23 protein-coding genes are annotated in these 21,402 nt (G+C 71.9%); 11 read left to right on the top strand and 12 right to left on the bottom strand.

What is annotated here, in order from left to right:
- Together GWK16_RS04840 and GWK16_RS04835 are read right to left on the bottom strand one after the other, a co-directional pair.
- Positions 1-1,428, bottom strand: a complete 1,428-nt coding sequence (locus GWK16_RS04840; protein WP_170052768.1) for a dihydrolipoyl dehydrogenase family protein — start codon at positions 1,426-1,428, stop codon at positions 1-3.
- Complete coding sequence (locus tag GWK16_RS04835; protein WP_170052767.1) at positions 1,421-2,128, bottom strand: TVP38/TMEM64 family protein; 708 nt, start codon at positions 2,126-2,128, stop codon at positions 1,421-1,423. The genes GWK16_RS04840 and GWK16_RS04835 overlap by 8 nt, the downstream gene beginning before the upstream one ends.
- 192 nt (positions 2,129-2,320) lie before the next feature.
- Between GWK16_RS04835 and rpmH the strand changes: the two genes are divergently transcribed.
- The 5 genes from rpmH (at position 2,321) to yihA (ending at position 5,652) form a co-directional block, all read left to right on the top strand.
- Complete coding sequence (rpmH, locus tag GWK16_RS04830; protein WP_076454639.1) at positions 2,321-2,455, top strand: 50S ribosomal protein L34; 135 nt, start codon at positions 2,321-2,323, stop codon at positions 2,453-2,455.
- A 25-nt stretch (positions 2,456-2,480) separates the two neighbouring features.
- A complete protein-coding gene (rnpA, locus tag GWK16_RS04825) occupies positions 2,481-2,855 on the top strand; it encodes a ribonuclease P protein component (protein ID WP_170052766.1) in 375 nt (124 codons plus the stop codon).
- Positions 2,852-3,091 (top strand): membrane protein insertion efficiency factor YidD, encoded by a 240-nt coding sequence (yidD, locus tag GWK16_RS04820; protein WP_170052765.1) that lies wholly within the window; start codon positions 2,852-2,854, stop codon positions 3,089-3,091. Before rnpA ends, yidD begins: the two co-directional genes overlap by 4 nt.
- An 11-nt stretch (positions 3,092-3,102) precedes the next feature.
- On the top strand, positions 3,103-4,893 hold the full coding sequence (gene yidC / locus GWK16_RS04815; RefSeq protein ID WP_170052764.1) for a membrane protein insertase YidC: 1,791 nt from the start codon (positions 3,103-3,105) through the stop codon (positions 4,891-4,893).
- Between the two features lie 102 nt (positions 4,894-4,995).
- Positions 4,996-5,652 (top strand): ribosome biogenesis GTP-binding protein YihA/YsxC, encoded by a 657-nt coding sequence (gene yihA, locus GWK16_RS04810; protein WP_170052763.1) that lies wholly within the window; start codon positions 4,996-4,998, stop codon positions 5,650-5,652.
- A 12-nt stretch (positions 5,653-5,664) separates the two neighbouring features.
- Here the strand turns inward: yihA and GWK16_RS04805 are convergent, their stop codons facing one another.
- Positions 5,665-6,141: a hypothetical protein gene (locus GWK16_RS04805; RefSeq protein WP_170052762.1), complete on the bottom strand. Its 477-nt coding sequence runs from the start codon at positions 6,139-6,141 to the stop codon at positions 5,665-5,667.
- 124 nt (positions 6,142-6,265) lie between these two features.
- A complete protein-coding gene (locus tag GWK16_RS04800; RefSeq protein WP_338144405.1) occupies positions 6,266-7,570 on the bottom strand; it encodes an LLM class flavin-dependent oxidoreductase in 1,305 nt (434 codons plus the stop codon).
- 226 nt (positions 7,571-7,796) lie between these two features.
- Here GWK16_RS04800 and argB point away from each other — a divergent pair, with 226 nt between their 5' ends.
- A complete protein-coding gene (gene argB, locus GWK16_RS04795) occupies positions 7,797-8,687 on the top strand; it encodes an acetylglutamate kinase (RefSeq protein WP_168043006.1) in 891 nt (296 codons plus the stop codon).
- A gap of 6 nt (positions 8,688-8,693) precedes the next feature.
- Here the strand turns inward: argB and GWK16_RS04790 are convergent, their stop codons facing one another.
- Both GWK16_RS04790 and GWK16_RS25685 read right to left on the bottom strand, forming a co-directional pair.
- A complete protein-coding gene (locus GWK16_RS04790; protein ID WP_170052761.1) occupies positions 8,694-9,902 on the bottom strand; it encodes a DUF2336 domain-containing protein in 1,209 nt (402 codons plus the stop codon).
- Positions 9,899-11,224, bottom strand: coding sequence for a diguanylate cyclase domain-containing protein (locus GWK16_RS25685; RefSeq protein WP_170052760.1), 1,326 nt, complete (start codon positions 11,222-11,224; stop codon positions 9,899-9,901). The genes GWK16_RS04790 and GWK16_RS25685 overlap by 4 nt, the downstream gene beginning before the upstream one ends.
- A gap of 154 nt (positions 11,225-11,378) precedes the next feature.
- Here GWK16_RS25685 and dapD point away from each other — a divergent pair, with 154 nt between their 5' ends.
- The 3 genes from dapD (at position 11,379) to GWK16_RS04770 (ending at position 13,944) form a co-directional block, all read left to right on the top strand.
- Positions 11,379-12,215, top strand: a complete 837-nt coding sequence (gene dapD / locus GWK16_RS04780; RefSeq protein ID WP_170052759.1) for a 2,3,4,5-tetrahydropyridine-2,6-dicarboxylate N-succinyltransferase — start codon at positions 11,379-11,381, stop codon at positions 12,213-12,215.
- Positions 12,216-12,223: 8 nt separating this feature from the next.
- Positions 12,224-13,363, top strand: coding sequence for a succinyl-diaminopimelate desuccinylase (gene dapE, locus GWK16_RS04775; protein WP_338144404.1), 1,140 nt, complete (start codon positions 12,224-12,226; stop codon positions 13,361-13,363).
- 191 nt (positions 13,364-13,554) lie between these two features.
- Positions 13,555-13,944: a hypothetical protein gene (locus GWK16_RS04770; RefSeq protein ID WP_170052758.1), complete on the top strand. Its 390-nt coding sequence runs from the start codon at positions 13,555-13,557 to the stop codon at positions 13,942-13,944.
- On the opposite strand, the gene truA is transcribed toward GWK16_RS04770, so the two are convergent.
- The 3 genes from truA to def all read right to left on the bottom strand — a co-directional run bounded on the left by truA (position 13,945) and on the right by def (position 16,218).
- The gene (truA, locus tag GWK16_RS04765) at positions 13,945-14,706 is read right to left on the bottom strand and encodes a tRNA pseudouridine(38-40) synthase TruA (protein ID WP_170052757.1); all 762 of its coding nucleotides are present in this window, start codon (positions 14,704-14,706) and stop codon (positions 13,945-13,947) included.
- Complete coding sequence (gene fmt, locus GWK16_RS04760) at positions 14,706-15,611, bottom strand: methionyl-tRNA formyltransferase (protein WP_170052756.1); 906 nt, start codon at positions 15,609-15,611, stop codon at positions 14,706-14,708. The genes truA and fmt overlap by 1 nt, the downstream gene beginning before the upstream one ends.
- A 79-nt stretch (positions 15,612-15,690) precedes the next feature.
- Entirely contained in the window at positions 15,691-16,218 is a 528-nt protein-coding gene (gene def, locus GWK16_RS04755; protein ID WP_170052755.1) for a peptide deformylase, read from the bottom strand.
- 130 nt (positions 16,219-16,348) lie between these two features.
- Between def and GWK16_RS04750 the strand changes: the two genes are divergently transcribed.
- Together GWK16_RS04750 and GWK16_RS04745 are read left to right on the top strand one after the other, a co-directional pair.
- Complete coding sequence (locus GWK16_RS04750; RefSeq protein ID WP_248291090.1) at positions 16,349-16,807, top strand: Hsp20 family protein; 459 nt, start codon at positions 16,349-16,351, stop codon at positions 16,805-16,807.
- A gap of 79 nt (positions 16,808-16,886) precedes the next feature.
- Positions 16,887-17,165: a DUF1150 domain-containing protein gene (locus GWK16_RS04745; RefSeq protein ID WP_248291089.1), complete on the top strand. Its 279-nt coding sequence runs from the start codon at positions 16,887-16,889 to the stop codon at positions 17,163-17,165.
- Between the two features lie 12 nt (positions 17,166-17,177).
- Here GWK16_RS04745 and GWK16_RS04740 read toward each other — a convergent pair whose 3' ends face one another.
- The 3 genes from GWK16_RS04740 to rpoN all read right to left on the bottom strand — a co-directional run bounded on the left by GWK16_RS04740 (position 17,178) and on the right by rpoN (position 21,321).
- Positions 17,178-19,148, bottom strand: coding sequence for a hypothetical protein (locus GWK16_RS04740; protein ID WP_170052753.1), 1,971 nt, complete (start codon positions 19,146-19,148; stop codon positions 17,178-17,180).
- Between the two features lie 16 nt (positions 19,149-19,164).
- Complete coding sequence (hpf, locus tag GWK16_RS04735; RefSeq protein ID WP_170052752.1) at positions 19,165-19,743, bottom strand: ribosome hibernation-promoting factor, HPF/YfiA family; 579 nt, start codon at positions 19,741-19,743, stop codon at positions 19,165-19,167.
- A gap of 102 nt (positions 19,744-19,845) precedes the next feature.
- Positions 19,846-21,321, bottom strand: coding sequence for an RNA polymerase factor sigma-54 (gene rpoN / locus GWK16_RS04730; RefSeq protein ID WP_170052751.1), 1,476 nt, complete (start codon positions 21,319-21,321; stop codon positions 19,846-19,848).
- Between the last annotated feature and the right edge of the window lie 81 nt (positions 21,322-21,402).

Here is a 21,402-nt window from a genome sequence, read left to right as displayed (position 1 = left end):
TCAGGGGCGCCGTTTGAGCAAGCCAACGATGCGTTTCGTGACAGGGGAGAGGAGGCGCGGCGTATAGAACTCGCCCGCCGCGCGCTTCGCGGCCTCCTGCGCCGTCGGATAGGGCAGCACGGCGCCGGCGAGGGCCGAGAGCGGCAGCCGCTGCCCGATCATCAGTGCGAAGACACCGGCCATGTCCCCCGCGCCGGGCCCGACGACCGAGGCGCCGAGCAGCCGCCCCTTCGCGTCGGCGATCAGCTTCACCAGGCCCTCGGCACGGCCTTCGGCGACCAGGCGGTCGTTCTCGGCGAGGGGCCAGCGCAGGGTCGAAAGGCCGCTGCGTCCGGCAGCGCGCAGCTCGGCCTCGGTGGGGCCGACCTGGGCGATCTCCGGGTCGGTGTAGGTGACGCGGGGCAAGGCATCGTAGGAGACCTTGGCCGGCAGGCCGAACAGCATCGCCCTGGCGATCACCCCGGCGTGTTGGGAGCAGAGGTGGGTGAAGGCCCGCGGCCCGAGGCCCTCGGGTGCCGCGATGTCCCCCGCCGCCCAGACCCGGCGGTTGGTGACCGACCGCAGGCCCCGATCCGTCGCGATCCCGGCGGGCGAATGGGCGATGCCGCCTTCCTCGAGCCCCAGCCCGCCGAGCCGCGGCACACGCCCCACCGCCACCAGCAGGTGGCTGCCCGCGATGCACGTCCCATCCGCCAGGCGGAGTGCGATGCCGGGCCCGTCGCGGTCGGCCGCGGCAACCTCGGCAGCTTCGACAATCGCGACGCCGTCCGCCTCCAGGGCCTCCCGCAGCGGGGCGACGCATTCCGGGTCCTCCCGCGCCCCGATCGCCGCGCGCTCGACGACGGTGACGCGGCAGCCGAGCCGGGCATGGGCCTGTGCCATCTCGAGCCCGATCGGCCCGCCGCCGAGGATCACCAGGTGCTCGGGCCGCTCCGGCAGGTGGAACAGGCTCTCGTTGGTCAGGTAGGGGATGTCGGCGAGGCCCGGGATGGGCGGCGCCGCCGCGGCCGAGCCCGCCGCGATGACGGCCCGGCGGAAGGTGAAGCGGCGCCCGGCGGCCTCGATGGTGCGCGGACCGACGAAGCGGGCGTGGGCGCGCACGACCGTGACGCCCATGGCGGTGAAGCGTTCCTCGGAATCATTCGGCGCGATGGCGGCGATGGCGCCGGTCACGTGGGCGCGGACGCCGGCCCAGTCGATGTCCGGTTCCGGCAGCCGCACGCCGAAGCGTCCGGCCCGGCGGGCGGCGGCGGCGGCGAGCGCGGCGGCCAGCAGCGCCTTGGAGGGCACGCAGCCAGTGTTGAGGCAGTCGCCCCCCATCCGCCCGCGCTCGAACAGCGCGACCTTCAGTCCGAGCCCGGCCGAGATGGCCGCCACCGACAGCCCTGCCGCGCCGGCGCCGATCACCGCCACGTCGAAGTCAGGCATCGCGCTTCCTTTTCCGCCACCAGGCGCCGAGCAGGGACAGCGCCGCCAGCCCCAGCAGCGGCAGCAGGATGCCGGGCGTGAGGATGACCGACAGGTCCGGCCGTCCGCCCGCGTCCAGCACGTCCCCGAGCCCGGCCCCGATGCCCGAGAAGACTGCCGTGGCGGGGATGATGCCGATGGCCGTCGCCGCCGCGAAGGGGGCGAAGGGCATCCCGACCAGGGCGGGGGCGAGGTTCACCAGCCAGAAGGGCACCAGCGGGATCAGGCGCAGCGTCAGCAAATAGAAGAAGCCGTCCTGCTCCAGCCCCGGTCGCAGGATCCCGACCAGGCCCGCCGCCCGGCGGGAGACCATCGGCCCCAACACGCCGCGCGCCGCCAGGAACAGGATGCAGGCACCGCCCGTGGCGCCGGCCACCGTCAGCGCCGTGCCGACCCACGGGCCGAAGAGGAAGCCGCCGGCGAGCGTCAGCACCACCGCCCCGGGCAGGGACAGCGCCACGGCCGTGACGTAGACCGCGACATAGGCCAGGGCCGACCCGACCGGGCGCTCGGCCACCCAGCGCAGCAGCGCCGTCCGGTGCCGGGCCAGCGCGTCGAAGGACAGCAGGTCCGCCAGCCCGGTCGCCCAGACGGCGGCCAGGAGGGCCAGCAGGACCGCCAGCGGCCAGGCGCGACGGAGGAGGGAGCGACTTTTGTCCATGGAATGAAGGCGGATTCGACCTTTCCGGGGCCAGCGTTACATGGTTTCGGCCCCCGCGCGGTTGACGCCCGGCAATCCCCCTCCCTATACGTCCCCCCCTCGCCGGGGCGCCCCTTTTCATCGGGCCGCCGCCGGCCCGTTTTGCTGGCGGCAGGCTGCGATCGCCGGCCCCGAGGTTCTAGGAGACTTGTCGTGAAGCGTACCTACCAGCCCTCGAAGCTTGTCCGGAAGCGCCGGCATGGATTCCGGTCCCGCATGGAGACGGTCGGCGGCCGCAAGGTCCTCGCCAACCGCCGCGCGAAGGGCCGCAAGCGCCTCTCGGCCTGACCGCTTCCGCCGAGCGGAGGGTCGCATGTCGGGCCACGCCGAACAGGCCGAGCCCCGTCCGGGTGCGCCCGCCGGCCGGCTGAAGAAGCGTCGGGAGTTCCTGCGCGCCGCCTCCCGCGGCAAGCGCGCCGCGCGGCCGGGCCTCGTGCTGCAGGCCGTGGCAGGCGAGCCGGGCCAGGTGCGCGTCGGCTTCACCGTGACCAAGAAGGTCGGCAACGCCGTGGTGCGCAACCGCGCGCGCCGCCGGCTGAAGGAAGCGGTTCGGCTCAGCCTGCCGACCGAACAGGTGGCGGGCTGGGATCTGGTGCTCATTGGGCGCGACGGCACCGGCCAACGCCCCTTCGCGAAACTCATCGAGGACCTGCGCGGCGCACTGAAGCAGGCCGGGGTCGTCCGATGAGCGCGCCCGCCGTCATGCTGAAGGGCTGCGTCCACGCCTACCGCTACACGCTGCGTGGCGTGATCGGCGCCAATTGCCGCTTCCATCCCTCCTGCAGCGACTACGCGCTCGAAGCGCTCTCGACGCACGGCGCCTCCCGCGGCGCCCTGATGAGCGCCAAGCGCATCCTGCGCTGCAACCCCTGGCATCCGGGTGGCTACGACCCGGTGCCCCCACCGACACCGCCGAAGGGCTGAGACGTCTCCCGATGGACCAGAAGCGCCTGTTCGCCGCGATCGCGCTCTCGATCGGCATCCTGCTGATCTTCGACGTGTGGAATCGCACGAACACCCCGCCGACGCCGCCGCGCCCGCAGCAGCAGCAGGCCCAGACGACCACGCCCGCGGTGCCCGCGCCTTCGGCCGGCACGCCCACCCCTGCCACCGGCGCGCCCGGCGAACAGGCGGCTGCAGCCGCCGCCCCGCGGCCCGCGGCCGCGCGCGTCGCCATCGAGAACCCGCGCGTCGCCGGCAGCATCAACCTGCGCGGCGCGCGCATCGACGACCTGGTTCTGACCACCTACCGCGAGACGCTGGCGCCGAATTCCCCGCAGGTGCGCCTGCTGGACCGCCGCGATTCCGCGAGCCCCTATTTCGCCCAGTGGGGCTGGACCGCGGCCGACGGCCGCACCCGCGTGCCGGACAACGAGACGGACTGGACCGCGACCGGCGGCCCGCTCGCCCCCGGCCGCCCGGTAACGTTGACCTGGGACAACGGCCAGGGCCAGGTCTTCGAGATCGTCTTCTCCCTCGACGACCAGTACATGGTCACGGCCGAGCAGCGCGTGCGCAACAGCGGCAGCGAGCCGGTCTCGGTCCTGCCCTGGGCGCGGGTGCGCCGCGAGCACACGCCGCAGACCGCCGGCTTCTACATCCTGCATGAGGGCTTCACCGGCGTGATCGGCGGCCGCCTGCACGAGGTGACCTACAAGGACGCCCAGACCGAGGCCGCGCGGCGTTCGGGCGTCGCCTTCGAGCAGGAGACGACCGGCGGCTGGGCCGGCTTCACCGACAAGTACTGGCTCGCCGCCATCATGCCGGCCGGTCCCGACCAGACGCTGCGCGCGTCCTACCGCCACGCGAACGAAGGCGGCGGTGCGGCGGGTGACCGCTGGCAGGTCGACATGGCGACGCCGGCGCCCGTGACGGTCGCCCCGGGCGCGTCGACGCAGATGGGGACGCGCCTGTTCGCCGGCGCGAAGGAGGTCCACCTCCTCGACAGCTACATGGCCCGGCTGAACATCACCGACTTCGATAAGGCGATCGACTTCGGCTGGTTCTACTTCCTGGTGAAGCCGTTCTTCCTGGCGCTGGACTGGATCTTCCGCCTCACCGGCAATTTCGGCGTCGCCATCCTGATCTTCACCGTGCTCATCAAGGCGGCGTTCTTCCCGCTGGCCAACAAGGCCTACCACTCGATGGCGCGGATGAAGGCGCTCGCGCCCAAGATGACCGAGATCAAGGAGCGCTATAAGGAGGACCCGCAGAAGGCGCAGTCCGAGATGATGGCGCTGTACCGGACGGAGAAGGTGAATCCCGCCTCCGGCTGCCTGCCCATCCTGATCCAGATCCCGGTCTTCTTCGCGCTCTACAAGGCGCTGTTCGTCACCATCGAGATGCGGCACCAGCCCTTCTTCGGCTGGATCCACGACCTCTCGGCGCCCGATCCGACGAACCTGTTCAACCTGTTCGGCCTGCTGCCCTTCCAGCCGGAACAGTGGAGCCACTTCCTGCACATGCCCGCCTGGGCCGTGATCATGGGCATCACCATGTTCGTGCAGCAGAAGCTGAACCCGCCGCCGCCGGATCCGATCCAGGCCAAGATCTTCCAGTGGATGCCGATCATCTTCACCTTCATGCTGGCATCCTTCCCGGCCGGGCTGATCATCTACTGGGCCTGGAACAACACGCTGTCGGTCGCACAGCAGTACTACATCATGCGCCACGACCGGGCGGCGGCGAAGGCCGCGAAGTCCGGGACGCCGGGCAAGGCGAAGTAAGACACGGACGGGGGAGGGAACTCCCCCGCGCCCCCGCCTTTTCCTGTCTGTCACCAAGGGGCGCAAACGCGACGGTTCGGCCCATCAAGCGAAAGACGAGCGATGACCGGGCTTTCTGAAGCGAGAGACGAGGCGGAGCGCGAGGCGCTCATCGAGGCGGGGCGGCTGCTGTTCGCCAGGCCCTGCACCTTCTTCTACGCGGCGCAGAAGTCGGACCAGTTGCCGGAACCGGGGCTGCCCGAGGTCGCCTTCTGCGGGCGGTCCAATGTCGGCAAGTCGTCGCTGGTCAATGCGCTGACGGGACAGAAGGCGCTGGCGCGCGTGTCGCAGATGCCGGGGCGCACGCGGCAGCTCAACTTCTTCAACCTGGCCGAGCGCCTGGTGATCGTGGACCTGCCGGGCTACGGCTATGCCAAGGCGTCGAAGGACATGCAGCGCGACTGGCAGGGCGTGATGTTCGACTACCTGCGCGGCCGGCCGAACCTGATGCGCGTCATGCTGCTGCTCGATGCGCGGATCGAGACGAAGTCATCCGACCGCGCGGCGATGGAACTGATGAACGTCGCCGCCGTCGCCTTCCAGATCGTGCTGACCAAGGCGGATGATGTGGGGCCGGTGAAGCTCGCGGCGCGCATCAAGGAAGCGGAGGCACTGGCGCGCAGCCATACTGCGGCACATCCGCTGGTGCTGGTGACGAGCAGCGAGAGCGGGCAGGGCATTCCGGAATTGCGGGCGGAGATTGCGTCGCTGGCGGCGTGATCCGCCGAGGCGCTACAGGCAGGGGTTCATGCTGGGCCGCCGTGGCGTGGCCAGCAGCCGGTCTACCTCCGCGCGCATCGAGTCAGCCCCGGACATGCGCGAATGACGGTACATATTCAACATGTCCCTGGCGCGCCGATCGCTGCCTCTGCAGCGCTGCGGCACTATTTCATCAGTGCCGGACATGCGCAGGCCCTCGCGCCTCGCTGCGTCCAGAACCTCGCGGGTGGTTGGCATGTTGGCGATGATGAAGTCATCCATGCGGCGCACCGTCTCGTCGAGTGCCGTCTGGAATGCGGTCTCTTCCGGGAAGCAGACGGCGCCGATCCGCTGGATCGAGATGTAGATGCTCCACACGCAAAGCACGCCACCTTGCGGATCATTCTCGAATGAAGGGCGCCACGAGTCGCGATTGAGGAGGGCCTGCGCGCCCGCCGGTTGCGTCATCACCGATGCGACGCAGCAAACGGCAAGGAACAATCGAAGCATCCGCGAGCTCCTGATCGGCAAAGCGCCAGATCATCCCGTCTTCGCCGCACTCAATTCAAGGGTTCCAAGGGCCTTAAGGCCTTTGGCGGGGTGAGGTTTGGAGAGGGGCAGGGCCCCTCTCCATTCACGGCCGCTGCAAATTCTCCCGCAGCGTCGCCCCCGCATACTCCCTCCGGAACAGCCCTCGCCGCTGCAGTTCCGGCACCACCAGCCGGCAGAATTCCTCGAACATCCGGGGATGCACGGTCGGCGTGATGATGAAGCCGTCGCAGGCGCCGGAGGTGAAGTAGTCCTCCAGCGTGTCCGCCACCGTCTGCGGCGTGCCGACCAGCAGCCCGCGCGGCTTCTGCGTCGCCTCGGTGAAGGTCAGGCGTTCCTGTTGCATCACCTGCATCACGCGGTCGATCGATCCGCTGATGCCCTGGTTGCCCATCGCGGCGGCGAAGCTCGTCACGTCCTGGTGTTTGGACAGGTCCGCACCCATCAGGGAGGAGTTCAGCATCTGCTGCGCCTCGGGATCGATGAGCGATTGCAGGTATTCGTACCTCTCCTGCGCGATGCTCTCGGTCTCGCCGATCACGGTCATGAAGCTCGGCAGGATCCTGCAATCCTCGGGCGCGCGGCCGTGCTTCGCCATGCGCGCCTTCACATCGGTGGTGAAGGCCAGGGTATCGGCCTTGCTGTGGGGCGTGCAGAAGATCAGTTCGGCCCAGCGCGCGGCGAAGTCGCGGCCGCGATCGGACGATCCCGCCTGCATGAACACCGGGCGGACCTGCGGGGAACGCGGCATGGCGAGCGGCCCGCGCGTCTTCACCCATTTGCCTTCGAAATTCGTGTAGCGGACCTTGGACGGGTCGATGAAGACGCCGCCCTGCTTGTCCAGCACGAAGGCGTCCTCGTCCCAGGATTCCCACAGCGCGTTGCAGGCCGCCAGCACCTCATCGGCGCGATCGTAGCGTTCGTTCTTGCCGGGGATGCCGTCCATCCCGAAGTTCTTCGCCTCGAGGTTGGTCGCCGAGGTGACGATGTTCCACGCCATCCGCCCGGCCGTCAGCAGGTCGAGCGAGGCGAGGGTCCGCGCGATCCAGTAGGGATGCAGGAAGGTCGTCGAGAGCGTCGCGCCGAGGCCGAGATGCTTCGTCACCCGCGCCATGACCGGCAGCACCACCAGCGGATCGAGATACGAGGTCTGCCCGCCGAGCCGCAGATAGGCATCGAAATTGCCGCCATGGATGTCCGGCAGCCCGAAGGTGTCGGCATAGAAGCAGGCATCGAAGCACGCTTCTTCCAGGACGCGCGCGATATGCTCGTAGCGTTCCGGCCGCAGGATGTCGTCGAGCGGCGCTTCGGGGTGGCGCCAGGCGCCGGGGTGGTTCGCGGTGGGGCCGGTCTTGAGGTAGGCGACCAGGTGCATCCGGCGCTGGGTCACGGATGGATGCCTCGTGGCGATGCGGCGGCGGTAGGGGCCATAGGACCTCCGGGTGCGTGGCGGCCGTGGCGGTTATTCTGGCGCTTGGCCGGGACTATGCGGGCCGGGTCACCGGGCGGCAAGGCGCGGAACCGTCATGGGGCCGGGCGATTTTCAGCCGGCCCGATCTGCTCTAAGGGGTTCGGCCCACGGCCATCCCCGGCCCCGCCAGAACCACGAGCTGCGTATGACCGAAACGTCCGACATGCCCGACGCCATGCAGATCCTCGCCGGCGCGCTGCCCTTCCTGAAGCGCTACGACGACGCGACGGTGGTGGTGAAGTACGGCGGCCACGCGATGGGCGAGGAGGAGACCGCGCTCCGCTTCGGCCGCGACATCGCGCTGCTCGAGCAGGTGGGCGTGAACCCGGTCGTGGTCCATGGCGGCGGGCCGCAGATCAACGCCATGCTCAAGCGCCTGAACGTGAAGTCGACCTTCGTGCAGGGCCTGCGCGTGACGGACGCCGAGATGCTCGACGTGGTCGAGATGGTCCTCGCCGGCCCGGTCAACAAGCAGGTGGCCGAGGCGATCACGCGGGCCGGCGTCATGGCGGTCGGCATCTCGGGCAAGGATGGCGGGCTGATCCGCGCGCGGAAGCTGCAGCGCACCTACCGCGATCCCGACAGCAACATCGAGAAGGTGCTCGACCTCGGCTTCGTGGGCGAGCCGGAACACGTCGATCCCAAGGTGCTGCAGCTGCTGATCGGGGCTGACATCGTCCCGGTGGTCGCGCCGGTCGGCGTGGGCGCGGACGGGCAGACCTACAACATCAACGCCGACACCTCGGCCGGCGCCATCGCCGGCGCGCTCGCGGCCGAACGGCTGCTGATGCTGACCGACGTGCCCGGCGTGCTCGACCCCGAGAAGCGCCTGATCCCCGAGATGACGGTCGCCGAGGTGAAGGCGGGCATCGAGGCGGGCTGGATCTCCGGCGGCATGATCCCGAAGGTCGAGACCTGCATCTACGCCATCGAGCGCGGCGTGAAGGGTGCGGTCATCCTCGACGGCCGCGTGCCGCATGCGGTGCTGCGGGAGCTCTTCACCGATGGCGGCGCGGGCACGCTGATCCGCGCCTGAACGACCTCACCGCGCCGCGGCGCGGGCGAGGGCGTCGATCCGCCACTTCAATTCCCCGTCCCCCACCAGGGCCGGGGCGACGGCGGTGACGCCCGGCATGCCGGGGGCGAGCAGCCCGGTCACCGCCTCGGCCGCCGCGGCGTCGATGCGCCCCTGGCGGCACATCCCGGCGATGGATTTCGCGCAGCGCGTCGCCACGGCCCGGTCGATGGCCTGGCGCGGCAGCCGCGCGCGTTCGGCGAGCGCGGCCGCGATGAAGGCGCTCTCCCCGCGTTCCGCCGCGCGCTGCAGGATCCGGTCGTCGAGCGCACCGGCGCGCTGCAGCGTCCCGGCCCGCGCAGCGGCGTCGGCCGCGTTCTCGCCGGGCCGCGCCTCGCCAGCCAGGCGCCGGGCGACACAGGCGCGCAGATGCGCCTGCACCTCGGGCGGCAGGTCGGTGCGGGCGGCGAGCGGCGCGAGCAGTTCCTCCGCGACGAAGCCGGCCAGCGCCATGGCGGCGCGCGGCGGCAGGGCGGGGCGGCGGACCAGCGGTTCCTGCCAGGCGGTGCGCTCGGCCGCCTGGACCACCAGCGCGTCGATCGTGCTCTCCCGGATCGCCGCGGTGCCGTTGCCGAGCAGCGCGCCGATCGCGATCTCGTCCCCCGTGTGCACCAGTGCCTCGGCGACCGCCTCGCTGATCGCCGGCCGGCGGGCGATGGCGGTCAGCGTGGCTGCGACGGGCGGTGCGGCGACGAGGCCGAGCAGATCCTCCTCGGTCAGCAGGGGCGACAGGCGCAGCACCGGGCCGGCCACCGCCGCGCGCGGGTCGTGGGCGAGGGCGAGCACCAGGTCGCGCGGCGCGGCCGGGAGATCCTTCACCGCCTCGGCGATGGTCGCGGCGATCTCCTCGACCGCATCGGCTGCGAGGCGCCCGAGCGCCGTCCAGGCCATGTGGGCGAGCCGGTCGGTCTGCGGCGGGGGCAGGCCCGGCGCGATGGCTGCGAGCCGGGTCGCGAGCGCACCGCGGACCGTGACTTCGGCGTCGGCCGCGAGCACGGCGAAGCTCTGCGCCGGCGTGGCGGGATTGGCGGCGACCGCGGCGCGCACGCCGGCATCGGCGTCGCCCATCAGGTAGTACAGCGCCTCGGGCGGTGCAGCGGCGTCGGCGGCGAGGCTCCGCCGGGCCTCCGCCGCGCCCTCGCCCAGGATGCGGGTGACCTCGCTCTGGCTGGTCATGCCGCGGGTTCCGCCAGGCGCCAGCCGCCGCGGCCTTCCCGTTTGGCGGCGTAGAGCGCGGCATCGGCGCGGGCCAGCAGGCGCGAGAGGCCTTCGCCGGCCCCTGGCTCCCAGGCCGCGATGCCGATGCTGAAGCGCGGCGCCCAGAGACTGTCGAACGCCCTGGCGGCCCCAAGCAGCGCCGCGGCGCGCGCGGTCGCCTCGGCGCGGTCGGCGCCTTCCAGCCAGATCACGAACTCGTCCCCGCCGAGCCGCGCGACGATGTCTCCCGTCCGCGCCGCTTCCCGCAGCAGCCGCGCGGTCGCGCGCAGCGCGGCGTCCCCGGCCTCGTGGCCATGGGCGTCGTTCAGTGGCTTTAGGTTGTCGAGGTCGAGGAAGGCGAGCGCCCCGGCGTGCCCCGGATCCTGCGCCAGACGCGCCTGGAGCGCGGTCATGAAAGCGCGGCGGTTGGCGAGGCCTGTCAGCGGATCGGTCGTCGCCTGGCGCTCGAGTTCCTCCTGCAGCCGCTGGAAGCCCAGCACGGCGCCCAGCGTCGCCGCCATCGAACGCAGCACCGCGAGGTCCTCGGCGTCCCAGGTGCGCCCCTGGCCGAAGCGCCAGGCCGCCAGGATGGAGCGCGCCGGGTGCCGGCCCTGATGATGGAACAGCGCGGCCGGGAGCCCGGCGCCGAGCAGGCCCGTCCAGTCCGCCTCCCGTCCGAAGGCGCGATCGGCCTCGGCGAGCAGCCCGGGCGGGACCTCGCCGACCGAGGCGGCGATCTCCGGCGCAGGCTCGCCCGGGACGATCAGCGCGGTGCCGCCGCAGCCCAGGGCGTCGCGCAGCCCGGCCAGGCCGCGTGTGACGGCCTCGGCGGCGGTGCCGGCGTGGCGGATCGTCTCGACCAGGGCGTCCAGCAGCGCGGCGCGGCGCAGGCCGGCCGCGGCGGTGGCGGCGGCGGTCTCCTGCTCGGTCACGTCATGGGCGGCGCCGCGCAGCCCCGCGAAGCCGCCCCGCGCATCGCCCAGCGGTGCGAGCGAGAGCGACAGGCAGCGCGGCTGCCGCGCCGCATCGGCCACCCAGGCGCGGTGATGCCGGACCGCCTGGCGCAGCGCGAAGGGGTTCGGCGCGACACCGAGGAGGAGGCTGTCCGCCCGCCGCCCCAGCAAGGTCGCCGCGCGATGGCCGAGAACCGTATCGGGCCAGAGGAAGGTGAAGCGGCCCTCGTTGTCCGTCTCGAAGACCAGGTCGGCGGCAAGGGAGGCGAGGTCCTGCCACCGCTGACGGGATTCGAGCAGCGCACCATGCAACGCACCGGCCGCCGCCGCGCTGGGCGGTACCGTCACCGTCCGGTCCCCTGGGCGGATCGCCGTGTCCATGCCGCGATGGAAGCGCCGCAGCAGTGAATCGCCGGTTAGCGGAGGTCACGAAGCCGCGTTGACAGCCGGAGCAGGGGGCCGCAAGGAACGCGACCATCCCAAGGAACGCCCGAGGACGCCCATGGACGCCACCGCCCTTCAGGCCCGCATCGAAACGCTCTGGCAGTCGCGCGACCGCGTGAACCCCGGCACCGGCGGTTCCGACCGCGCGGCGATCGAGGACGCGCTCGAGATGCTGGACTCCGGCAAGGCGCGTGTCGCCCAGCCCGACGGCAAGGGCGCCTGGCATGTGAATCAGTGGCTGAAGCAGGCGGTGCTGCTGTCCTTCCGCCTGACCGATTCCGCACCGATGGATACCGCCGCCGGCGCCTACGACAAGGTGCCCCTGAAGTTCGCCGACTGGGGCGAGAACCGCTTCCGCGAGGCCGGCTTCCGCGCCGTGCCCGGCGCCGTGGTGCGCCGGTCCGCCTACATCGCGCGCAACGTCGTGCTGATGCCCTCCTTCGTGAACCTCGGCGCCTATGTCGACGAGGGCACCATGGTCGACACCTGGGCCACCGTCGGGTCCTGCGCGCAGATCGGCAAGAACGTGCACATCTCGGGCGGCGTCGGCATCGGCGGCGTGCTCGAGCCCCTGCAGGCCAACCCGGTCGTGATCGAGGACGACTGCTTCATCGGCGCCCGGTCCGAGGTCGCCGAGGGCGTGATCGTCGAGAAGGGCGCCGTGCTGTCGATGGGCGTCTTCATCGGCGCCTCGACCAAGATCATCGACCGCGCGACGGGCGAGGTCTTCATGGGCCGCGTGCCGTCCTACTCGGTGGTGGTGCCGGGCTCGCTGCCGGGCAAGCCGCTGCCGGACGGCTCGCCGGGCCCCTCGCTCTATTGCGCGGTGATCGTGAAGCGGGTGGACGCGCAGACCCGCGCCAAGACCGCGATCAACGAGCTGCTGCGCGACTGATCCGCGCCGTGAGCACCGATCCGGTCCCGATCGCCCAGGCGCTGATCCGCTGCCCTTCCGTCACGCCCGCCGACGAAGGTGCGCTGGACGTGGTGCAGCGGCTGCTCGAACCGCTCGGCTTCGACTGCACGCGCCTGGTCTTCGGGCCGGAGGACTATCGGGTCGACAACCTCTTTGCCCGGCGGGGCGGGGAGGGGCCGCATGTCTGCTATTGCGGCCACACCGACGTGGTCCCCCCGGGCAACCTCGCCGCCTGGACCGATGATCCCTTCGCCGGCGTGGTGCGGGACGGCGTGCTGTATGGCCGCGGCGCCTGCGACATGAAGGGCGGCATCGCGGCCTTCGTCGCGGGGCTGGCCGATTATCTCGCGGTCCATCCGGGCCATCGAGGCTCGATCTCGCTGCTCATCACGGGGGACGAGGAGGCGCGTTCCGTCGACGGCACCGCGCGGGTCCTCGAATGGATGGCCGCCAACGGCCACATCCCCGACATGGCCCTGGTGGGGGAGCCGACCAGCCGCAGCACGCTCGGCGACACGATCAAGATCGGTCGGCGCGGCAGCCTCAACGCCCACATCACCGTCACCGGCGTCCAAGGCCACAGCGCCTATCCGGCCAAGGCGGACAATCCGATCCACCGGCTGGTCGCGGCCCTCGGCCCGCTGCTCGCCGCGCCGCTGGACAACGGGTCTGACTTCTTCCCGCCGACCACGCTGCAGGTCACCGGCTTCGACGTCGGCAACACCGCGACGAACGTCATCCCGGCCGTCGCCAAGGCGATGCTGAACATCCGCTTCAACAACCACCACACCAGCGCGGCGCTCACCGAACGCCTGCACGCCGCGCTGCGCGCCGCGGGCTGCAGCTACGACCTCGTCGCCGAATGCTCGGGCGAGAGCTTCCTCACCCGCCCCGGCCCCTTCGTCGACGCCCTGTCGCGCGCCATCGAACGCAGCACGGGCGTCGTCCCTGCGCTCGACACCGGCGGCGGGACCTCGGATGCGCGCTTCATCGCGCGCTACTGCCCGGTCGCCGAGTTCGGCGCCGTCGGCGCGACGCTGCACCAGGTGAACGAGAGTGCCCCCGTCGACGAGCTGCGCCGTCTTGCTGGCACGTATCGCGAGGTCCTGGCGGAGCTGCTCGGCTGACCGCCGCCGGGCCCCCGCCGGCCGGCCCCGTCACGCGGGGCATTGCCGGGGCGCTGCTCCTGGCACGCGGCCGCGCGGCCGGCATCGGCGCCTTCGCGCCGACGCTCGACGATGCGCGCGCCTCGTTTCTCGCCGCGCTGTTCAGCCTGCCGATCTTCCTGCTGCTCCGCATGGGCTTTCCGGCGCCGGGGGTGGCGACGATCGATCCGGCGCGCGGCCTCGCCGCCGATCTCATCGCCTATGTCTGTTCCTGGGCGGGATTCGCCCTGGCCTCCCTGCCGATGACCGAGGCGCTGGGCCGCCGTGCCCTGTGGCCGCGCATGATCGCGGCGTGGAACTGGGTGAACTTCGTCCAGTATCTCGTGCTTGCCGTGCTGACCCTGCCGGCGATGCTGGACGCGCCGAGCGCCGTGTCCGACACGCTGGGCCTGGTCGGGCTTGGCTACGCCATCTGGATGCAGTGGTTCGCCGCCCGCGCGGCACTCGAGATCAGCGGCGTGCGCGCGGCCGCTTTCGTCGCCATCGACCTCGGATTGTCGGTGTTCCTCTCCGGGCTCACGGCCCGCATCGCGCTCGGCTGATCAGCGCCAATCGATCGCATCCGCGTAGCGAACGCCGGTCAGGACCAGGCCTTCGGCGGGGGCCGTCTGACCGGCGCGGGTGCGGTCGCGGCCCTCGAGGATCGAGCGCGGCCAGGAGGCCGGCCGCTTGCCGAGGCCCACCTCGGCCAGCGTGCCGACCATGTTGCGCACCTGATGGTGCAGGAAGGACCGCGCCTCGGCGGTGATCACCACCTCCTCGCCCAGACGCGCGACATCCAGCCGGTCGAGCGTGCGCAACGCCGACTTCGCCTGGCACGCCGCGGCCCGGAAGGCCGAGAAATCGTGCTTCCCCAGCAGTCCCTGCGCCGCCTCGTGCATCGCGCCCGCATCGAGCCGCTTCTGCACATGCCACACGCGCCCGAGGTCGAGCGCCGGCCGCGCCCGGCGGTTCAGGATGCGGTAGCGGTAGGCCCGGCCAGTGGCGGAGAAGCGCGCGGACCAGTCCTCCGGCATCACGGCGGCACCGAGCACCGCGACGGGGTGGGGGCGGGTGTGGAAGTTCAGGGCCTCCCGCACGCGCTCGGGCGGCAGGTCGCCGGTCAGCGTGACCTGCGCGACCTGGCCTTCCGCATGCACGCCGGCATCGGTGCGCCCGGCGGCGGTCAGGACGGCTTCCTCCCCGCCATTGAGCCGCGCGGCGGCGTCCTCGAGCACCTGCTGGACGGACAGGCCCGTGTCCTGGCGCTGCCAGCCGACGAAGGGCGCGCCGTCATACTCGATGAGGAGCGCGTAGGAGGGCATCAGCCCAGCACCGTCCCGCGCGGCAGGGCGAAGCCGCGCAGGAAGGCCTCGGCGTCCATCGCGGCGCGGCCGGGGCGCTGCAGGCGGGTCAGGCGCAGGGCGCCGGTGCCGCAGCCGATCAGCGCCGCATCATCGAGTGCCGCGCCCGGCGCGCCGTCGCCCGCCGCGACCTGCGCGGCGAGAACGCGGATCTGCTCGCCGCCCAGGGTGAAGAAGGTCCCGGGCCACGGGTTCAGGGCGCGGACGCGCCGTTCCAGCGCCGCCGCGTCCTGGGACCAGTCGAGCCGGCCGTCCTCCTTGGTCAGCTTCGGGGCGTAGGTGACGCCGTCCTCGGGCTGCGGGACCGGCGCCGGGTCCTCGGCGAGCGCTTGCAGGATCAGTCGGGCGCCGATCTCCGCGAGCCGGTCGTGCAGGGCCTGGACGGTCGTGTCCGGGCCGATCGGCACGGCGTCCTTCAGCAGCATGGGGCCGGTGTCGAGGCCTTCTTCCATGCGCATGATGGTGATGCCGCTTTCGGCGTCCCCGGCTAGGATCGCGGCATGGATGGGCGCCGCCCCGCGCCAGCGCGGCAGCAGGGAGGCATGGATGTTGAGGCAACCCCGCCGCGGCGCGTCCAGCATCGCCTTGGGCAGGATCAGCCCATAGGCGGCGACCACCGCCGCATCGAGGTTGAGCGCCGCGAAGGCTTCGTGTTCCACGGCGTCGCGCTTCAGCCGCGCTGGCGTGCGCACCGGCAGGCCGAGGTCCAGCGCCGCGCGATGGACCGGGCAGGGCGTCTCCTTCTGCCCCCGCCCCGCCGGACGCGGCGGCTGGCAATAGACCGCGGCAATCTCGTGCCCCGCGTCGTGCAGCGCGCGCAGCGCCGGCACCGCGAAATCCGGGCTGCCCATGAAGGCGATGCGCATGGCGGCACTCCGGTGTTGGTTTCCAAAGGCCTCTGGGCCTTTGGCGCGTGGGGTCCGGGGAGGGCGGCGCCCGCCCCGCTCAATCCCGCGCCTTCGCCTTCAGCTCCTTGGCGAGCTTCCTCAGCAGCATGTTCCGCTTCAGCGCGCTCAGGTAGTCGACGAAGAGCACCCCATCGAGGTGGTCGATCTCGTGCTGCAGGCAGGCGGAAAGCAGCCCTTCGCCCTCGATCTCCTTCTTCGCGCCGTCGAGGTCCAGATAGCGCACCTTGACCCGGGCCGGCCGCGTCACGTCGGCATACTGGCCGGGGAGGGAGAGGCAGCCTTCCTCGCGCGTCGCGATCTCGCTGCTCTCGGCGACGATCTCGGGATTCACCAGCACCAGGGGCTGACGGCTCTCATCCTTCTGGAGGTCGATCACCACCAGGCGGAGCATCTCCCCGATCTGCGGCGCGGCGAGGCCGATGCCAGGCGCGGCGTACATGGTGGCGAGCATCCGCGGGGCGAGCGCGCGCACCCGGTCCGCATCGGCCGTGCCGACAGGCTTCGCCTTCGCGCGCAGGCGGGGATCCGGAACGAAGAGGATCGGGAGGGTTTCGGGCTCGGTCATGGCGTCGGGGGCGCGTGTAGACCCCCCGGCACCCCCTTGCAACCGCGGCCCGGGCCGCCAAAATCCTGTGGCGGATCGGGTGCTTCGGGCCCGGTCCGCCGCTTCGCTCTCGGATGAGGAGGCCCTGCTGTTGTCCCGTCAGTCGCTTTTCGGCTCGCCCCTGTTCCTCGGCTTCGACCACCTCGAGCAGATGCTCGACCGGGTGGGCAAGAATGCCGACGGCTATCCGCCCTACAACATCGAGCAGATCAGCGAGAACCGCCTGCGGATCACGCTAGCCGTCGCCGGCTTCGCGATGGACGACCTGCAGATCACGCAGGAGGACAACCAGCTCGTCATCCGCGGCCGGCAGAAGGATGATTCCGAGGGCCGGATCTTCCTCCATCGCGGCATCGCCGCGCGGCAGTTCCAGCGCGCCTTCGTCCTCGCCGAGGGGATGGAGGTGGAGGGCGCATGGCTCGACAACGGGCTGCTGCACCTCGAGCTGAAGCGCCCGCAGCCGGAAAGCCGGGTCAAGACGATCCGCATCGGCGCCAGGGGCAATGGCAGCCCCACGCCGCTGGTGGCGGGGCCTGGCGAGCGGGAGTGAAGCCTTTCAGTGCAACCGGGCCCATTCGGGCCGGAATATCCGCGCGGGCCTTCGGGACGTGCCGGAAGGAGACCAGGTCATGAACGACAACGACATCGACCGTGACGAGATCGAGCGCGAGGACGCCGAACGCGACGAAGACGCGCTGCCGCCCGAGGCGCTGCGCTCCCTCTCCCCCCTCGCCTGGGCGCGCTACGGCGTCAGCAGCATCGCCTATGTCCGCCCCGTGGTGGTGAACGGCCAGCAGGCCGTGTCCATCCACGCCGCGGACGGGACGCCGATCGGCGCCGCGCCGACGCTCGCACTCGCCAACGCGGCGATCCTGCAGCACGGCATGGGGGCCGCTTCGGTCCACTGAAGCCGCGACCGATCAGGCCTGCCCCATCTCCGAGGGCAGGCCGAGATCGGCGAAGCGGATGCCGCGGTCCTGCGCCGCGGCATGGGCGTGCGCGGCGCAGAGAACGTTCTGGTCGACGAACCACGCACCTCGTCCTGGCAGCGCGGCCGCGTCCCGCAGCCGTGCGTCCATCACGTGCGCGAGGAGCCCCGCGAAGCGGCGAGCGCCGTCCGTCGGCGCCAGCGCGAAGGGCCAGGCCGTGACCGCCGTCCAGGGCAACGGCAACGGATAGACGTTGACGGGATAGCCGAGCCCCGCCTTGCGTCCGATGCGCACGCGCGCACTGAGGCTGATCCCGACATCCGCATCCCCCATCCGCCGCGCCAGGAAGCGCGCCGGGTCCTGGTGCCAGCGGCCGTCGATGTCGGTGACGACGATCGGCCCGCGGAAGCGGTCGAGCCAGTCCGGCAGGCGCAGGAAGCGCGCGCTGGCGAAGTAGAAGGGCGCGTCGATCGTCACCCTCTCGCTCGACAGGCTGAGCGTCAGGCCGCGCGCCGCCGTCGCGATCCCGGCGATGTCCGGTCCGCAGGCCGCCGGATCGCCCACCAGGTGAACATGCAGCGGTGAGCCCGGCGCGACCTCGGCAAGGCGCCGCGCGAAGCGGGCCGCGTGGTGGCGCAGATAGAGATCGTTCGCGACGACGATTGCGACAGGACGGGATGGGTCGTGCGGTCCCGTCAGCATCTCGAAGGTGCCGCCCCCGGCACCCAGCAGCGGCGCCTCGCCGCGCGCGGCGAGGATCGCGGGGATGCGCCGCATGTCGAGATAGGTCGGGGCCCCCGGCCCTGCGGGCTCCATCCGCGCGGAGGCCGCGAAGGCCTCGGCGGCGAGGTCGTGGTCCCCGATCGCGAAGGCGAACTTGCCGCGCTGCCAGGACCGCTGCGGTTCCTCCAGCCACGCCGCGCCGGCGATCATCTCGCGCGACGTCTCGTCGCGATACGCCGCGTCCTCCCAGTACCGCGCGCCGTCCGGCAGGACGGCGCTGAGGCCGACCAGCAGCGCGCGGCGGTGTTCCGGCGCCAGGTCGGGTCGCGCGCAGGTGGCCCGCATCGCGGCGACGAGCGTCTGCCGCGCCGCCTCGGCCTCCGGCAGCGGGCAATGGCGGAACAGGCGTCCGGCGGCGAGCGCCTTCAGCAGCCGGATCTCGTCCCGCGCCGGCAGGGACGGCGCCAGGGCCAGTGCGTCCGCCATGCGGGCTGCGATGTCGCGTTCGCTCGCCGGCAGGCCCGCTGCGAAGGGCAGGACAGGCGCGGCCATCGCGCAGGCGACGGCGCGATGCAGGCGGAATGCCGCCCAATGGTGGTCGCCGCCCTTCGCGGACTCCTGCGGCACGGCAAAGGCGCGGCGGAAGGCGGCCTCGTCGGGCCCGTGATCCAGCGCGGCGGCGAGCAGGCGGAGCCAGCGATCCAGCACGGGCGCGCCGCCTGCTTCGGCGGTGGCGAGCGCCTCGGCCGCCGCCGTCGGCCCGTGCCGGGCCTCGATGACGCGGGCGAGTGCGACATGCGGGGCGCGTTCGCGCGGCAGCGCCCCGGCCAGTGCGCCGAGGGCAGCCTCCGCCCGGCCTCGCAAGGCCCTGGTGCTGGCCGCGTCCAGCCGGCCTTCCACGTTCAGCCAACGATCGGCGAAGACCGCGATCTCGCCGAGCGCCCAGCGCCGGCGGGGCGATGCCACACGCGCGAGCGCGCACAGCGCCTCGATTGCCGCCGCGGCATCCCGCCGCCGGCGCGCGAGCAGGACCTCGGCTTCCAGGATATGGGCGCGCGACCAGTCAGCGGCCTCCGCGGCCAGCCGCGCGGCAAGCGCCTCCGCCTCCGGATCGGGGCGGTCGCGCCGCCAATCCGGGGCCTCGTCCGCCGCGCGCAGCAGCGCGAGCAGCGGCGGAACATCGTCGGGGGGCGGCGTCGAGGGGTCCGGGGCGGGCGTGCCGCCCCGGACCCGGGCCATGAGGCGCCGCCAGGCCTCACTCGGCTGTCGGATCGATCCACCCCACATGGCCGTCGCCGCGCCGGTAGACCACGTTCAGCGCACGCGTCGACTTGTTGCGGAACATCAGGACCGGCACATGCGCAAGGTCCATGCGCATCACCGCCTCGCCGACCGTCAGCAGGTCGATGGCGGCCGGGTGCTCGGCGATGATGGCGCCGTGGTCGGCGCCATTGGGGACGGGCGCGTCTTCCTCCTCGGCCGTCGCCTCGATGACGCGTTCGCGGCCCAGGGGCTGGTCCCGCTCGGGCGCGGCGGAACGCGCATGCTCATTCATCCGGCGGCGGTAGCGGCGCAGGCGCTTCGCGAGGTGCTCGGCCGCTTCCTCGAAGGCGCGGTGCGCGTCGGGGCCTTCGCCCTCGGCCCGCATGGTGAGCCCACGGCCCGCCTTGAGATTGATGTCGCAGGCGAAATGCGCGCGCGACCGGTGGAAGGTCACGTTGGCTTCCAGCGCGTGGTCGAAATACTTGCGCGTGATGGCGTCGAGACCGTCGCGCACATGCGTCTTCAGCGCGTCTCCGGTTTCGACCTGCTTGCCTGCAACGGTGACATGCATGGGGCTTTGCCCTCCTTCCTCAGTGAAGGGGAGGGGCCGCCCCGTGGCGACCGTTTCGCCGGGTCCGCATCCTCCGCGCGGGCCCGCCCAGGCTGGGTCGGATCAGGCCGGGACGGCCTTCTCCCGTTTGCGCTGCACCGATGACGGTATCCGCAGCGCGTCCCGGTATTTGGCCACGGTCCGGCGGGCGATGTCCACGCCTTCCGCGCGCAGCCGGTCGACGATCGCGTCATCCGACAGGATGTCGGCGGGAGTCTCGGCCTCGACCATGGCCTTGATGCGGTGGCGGACGGCCTCCGCGCTGACGGCCTCGCCGCCTGCAGTGCCGGAGATCGCGGTGGTGAAGAAGTACTTCAGTTCGAAGGTGCCGCGCGGCGTCGCGATCGCCTTGTTCGAGGTGACGCGGGAGACGGTGCTTTCATGCATCCCCACCTCCTCGGCTACGTCGCGCAGGATCAGCGGCTTGAGATGCGCGACACCGTGGCGGAAGAAGCCGTCCTGCCGGCGAACGATCTCGGCCGAGACCTTGAGGATCGTGCTCGCCCGCTGCTCGAGCGACTTCACGAGCCAGGAGGCGGTCTGGAAGCGCTCCGCCACCCAGGCCTTCTCCTCGCGCGACTTGGCACCCACCGTGGCACGGGCGTGGAAGCCGCGGTTGACCAGGACGCGGGGCAGGGTCTCGGGATTCAGCTCCACGATCCAGCCTTCCTTCGGTGCGCGCCGCATCAGCACGTCGGGCACCAGGGTCGGTGCTGGCGGCGCATCGAAACTCGCACCTGGCTTGGGGTCGAGCCGCCTGAGCTCGGCCACCATCTCGGCCATGTCCTCGGCATCCACGCCGCAGACCCGCTGCAGCCCGCGCAGGTCGCGCCGCGCGAGCAGTTCGAGGTTGTCGAGCAGCGCGGCCATCGCCGGGTCGAACCGGTTCCGGTCCTGCAACTGCACCATCAGGCATTCGCGCAGGTCGGCGCAGAACATCCCGACCGGGTCGAAGCGCTGCATGCGCCGCCGGACCGCGGTGACGACCGATTCCTCGCAGCCGAGCGCGGCGGCGATCGCCGCATCGGGCACCGGCAGCCGGCCGGCAGGGTCGACCAGCGCCAGCAGGTTCGCCGCGATCATGCGGTCCCGCGGCGAGGCGAAAGTCAGGCGCACCTGCTCGCCGAGATGCTCGCGCAGGTTCTTCTCCGGCGCGGCCATCGCCTCGATGCCGGAGAGGTCGTCCTCGAAATCCGACCGGCCGCCGCTGCCCATGGGCGGCGTGCCGGCGTCGTAGACATTGTCCCATTCGGTATCGAGCGGCGCGGCGTTCTCCGCCGGCAGCGCGTCGGACCGTGCCGCCTCTGCGGCGTCGGGCGCCTCGGGGGCGATGGGCAGCGGGTCGGTGGTGCGGCCGGCGTCGGGGCCGGGATCCACGCGTTCGTCGCGTTCGAGCAGCGGATTGCGCTCGAGCTCCTCCTCGACGAAGGCCGTGACCTCGAGGTTCGAGGATTGCAGCAGCTTGATCGCCTGCCGCAGCTGCGGCGTCATCACCAGCTGCTGCGAATGGCGAAGGTCGAGCCGCGGCGCGAGGGACATCAGTCGTGTCCGTGCCGCCGAGCCGGCAGCGGCCCTGCCAACCCTATGTGCACGGCGGCGAGGTCGGCGGGCGCGCGCAAA

This window comes from Neoroseomonas marina (genome assembly GCF_012927745.1).
Taxonomy (GTDB): domain Bacteria; phylum Pseudomonadota; class Alphaproteobacteria; order Acetobacterales; family Acetobacteraceae; genus Neoroseomonas; species Neoroseomonas marina.
Note: the sequence above shows the minus strand (reverse complement) of the source record. Positions and strands in the feature narration are given on the sequence as shown.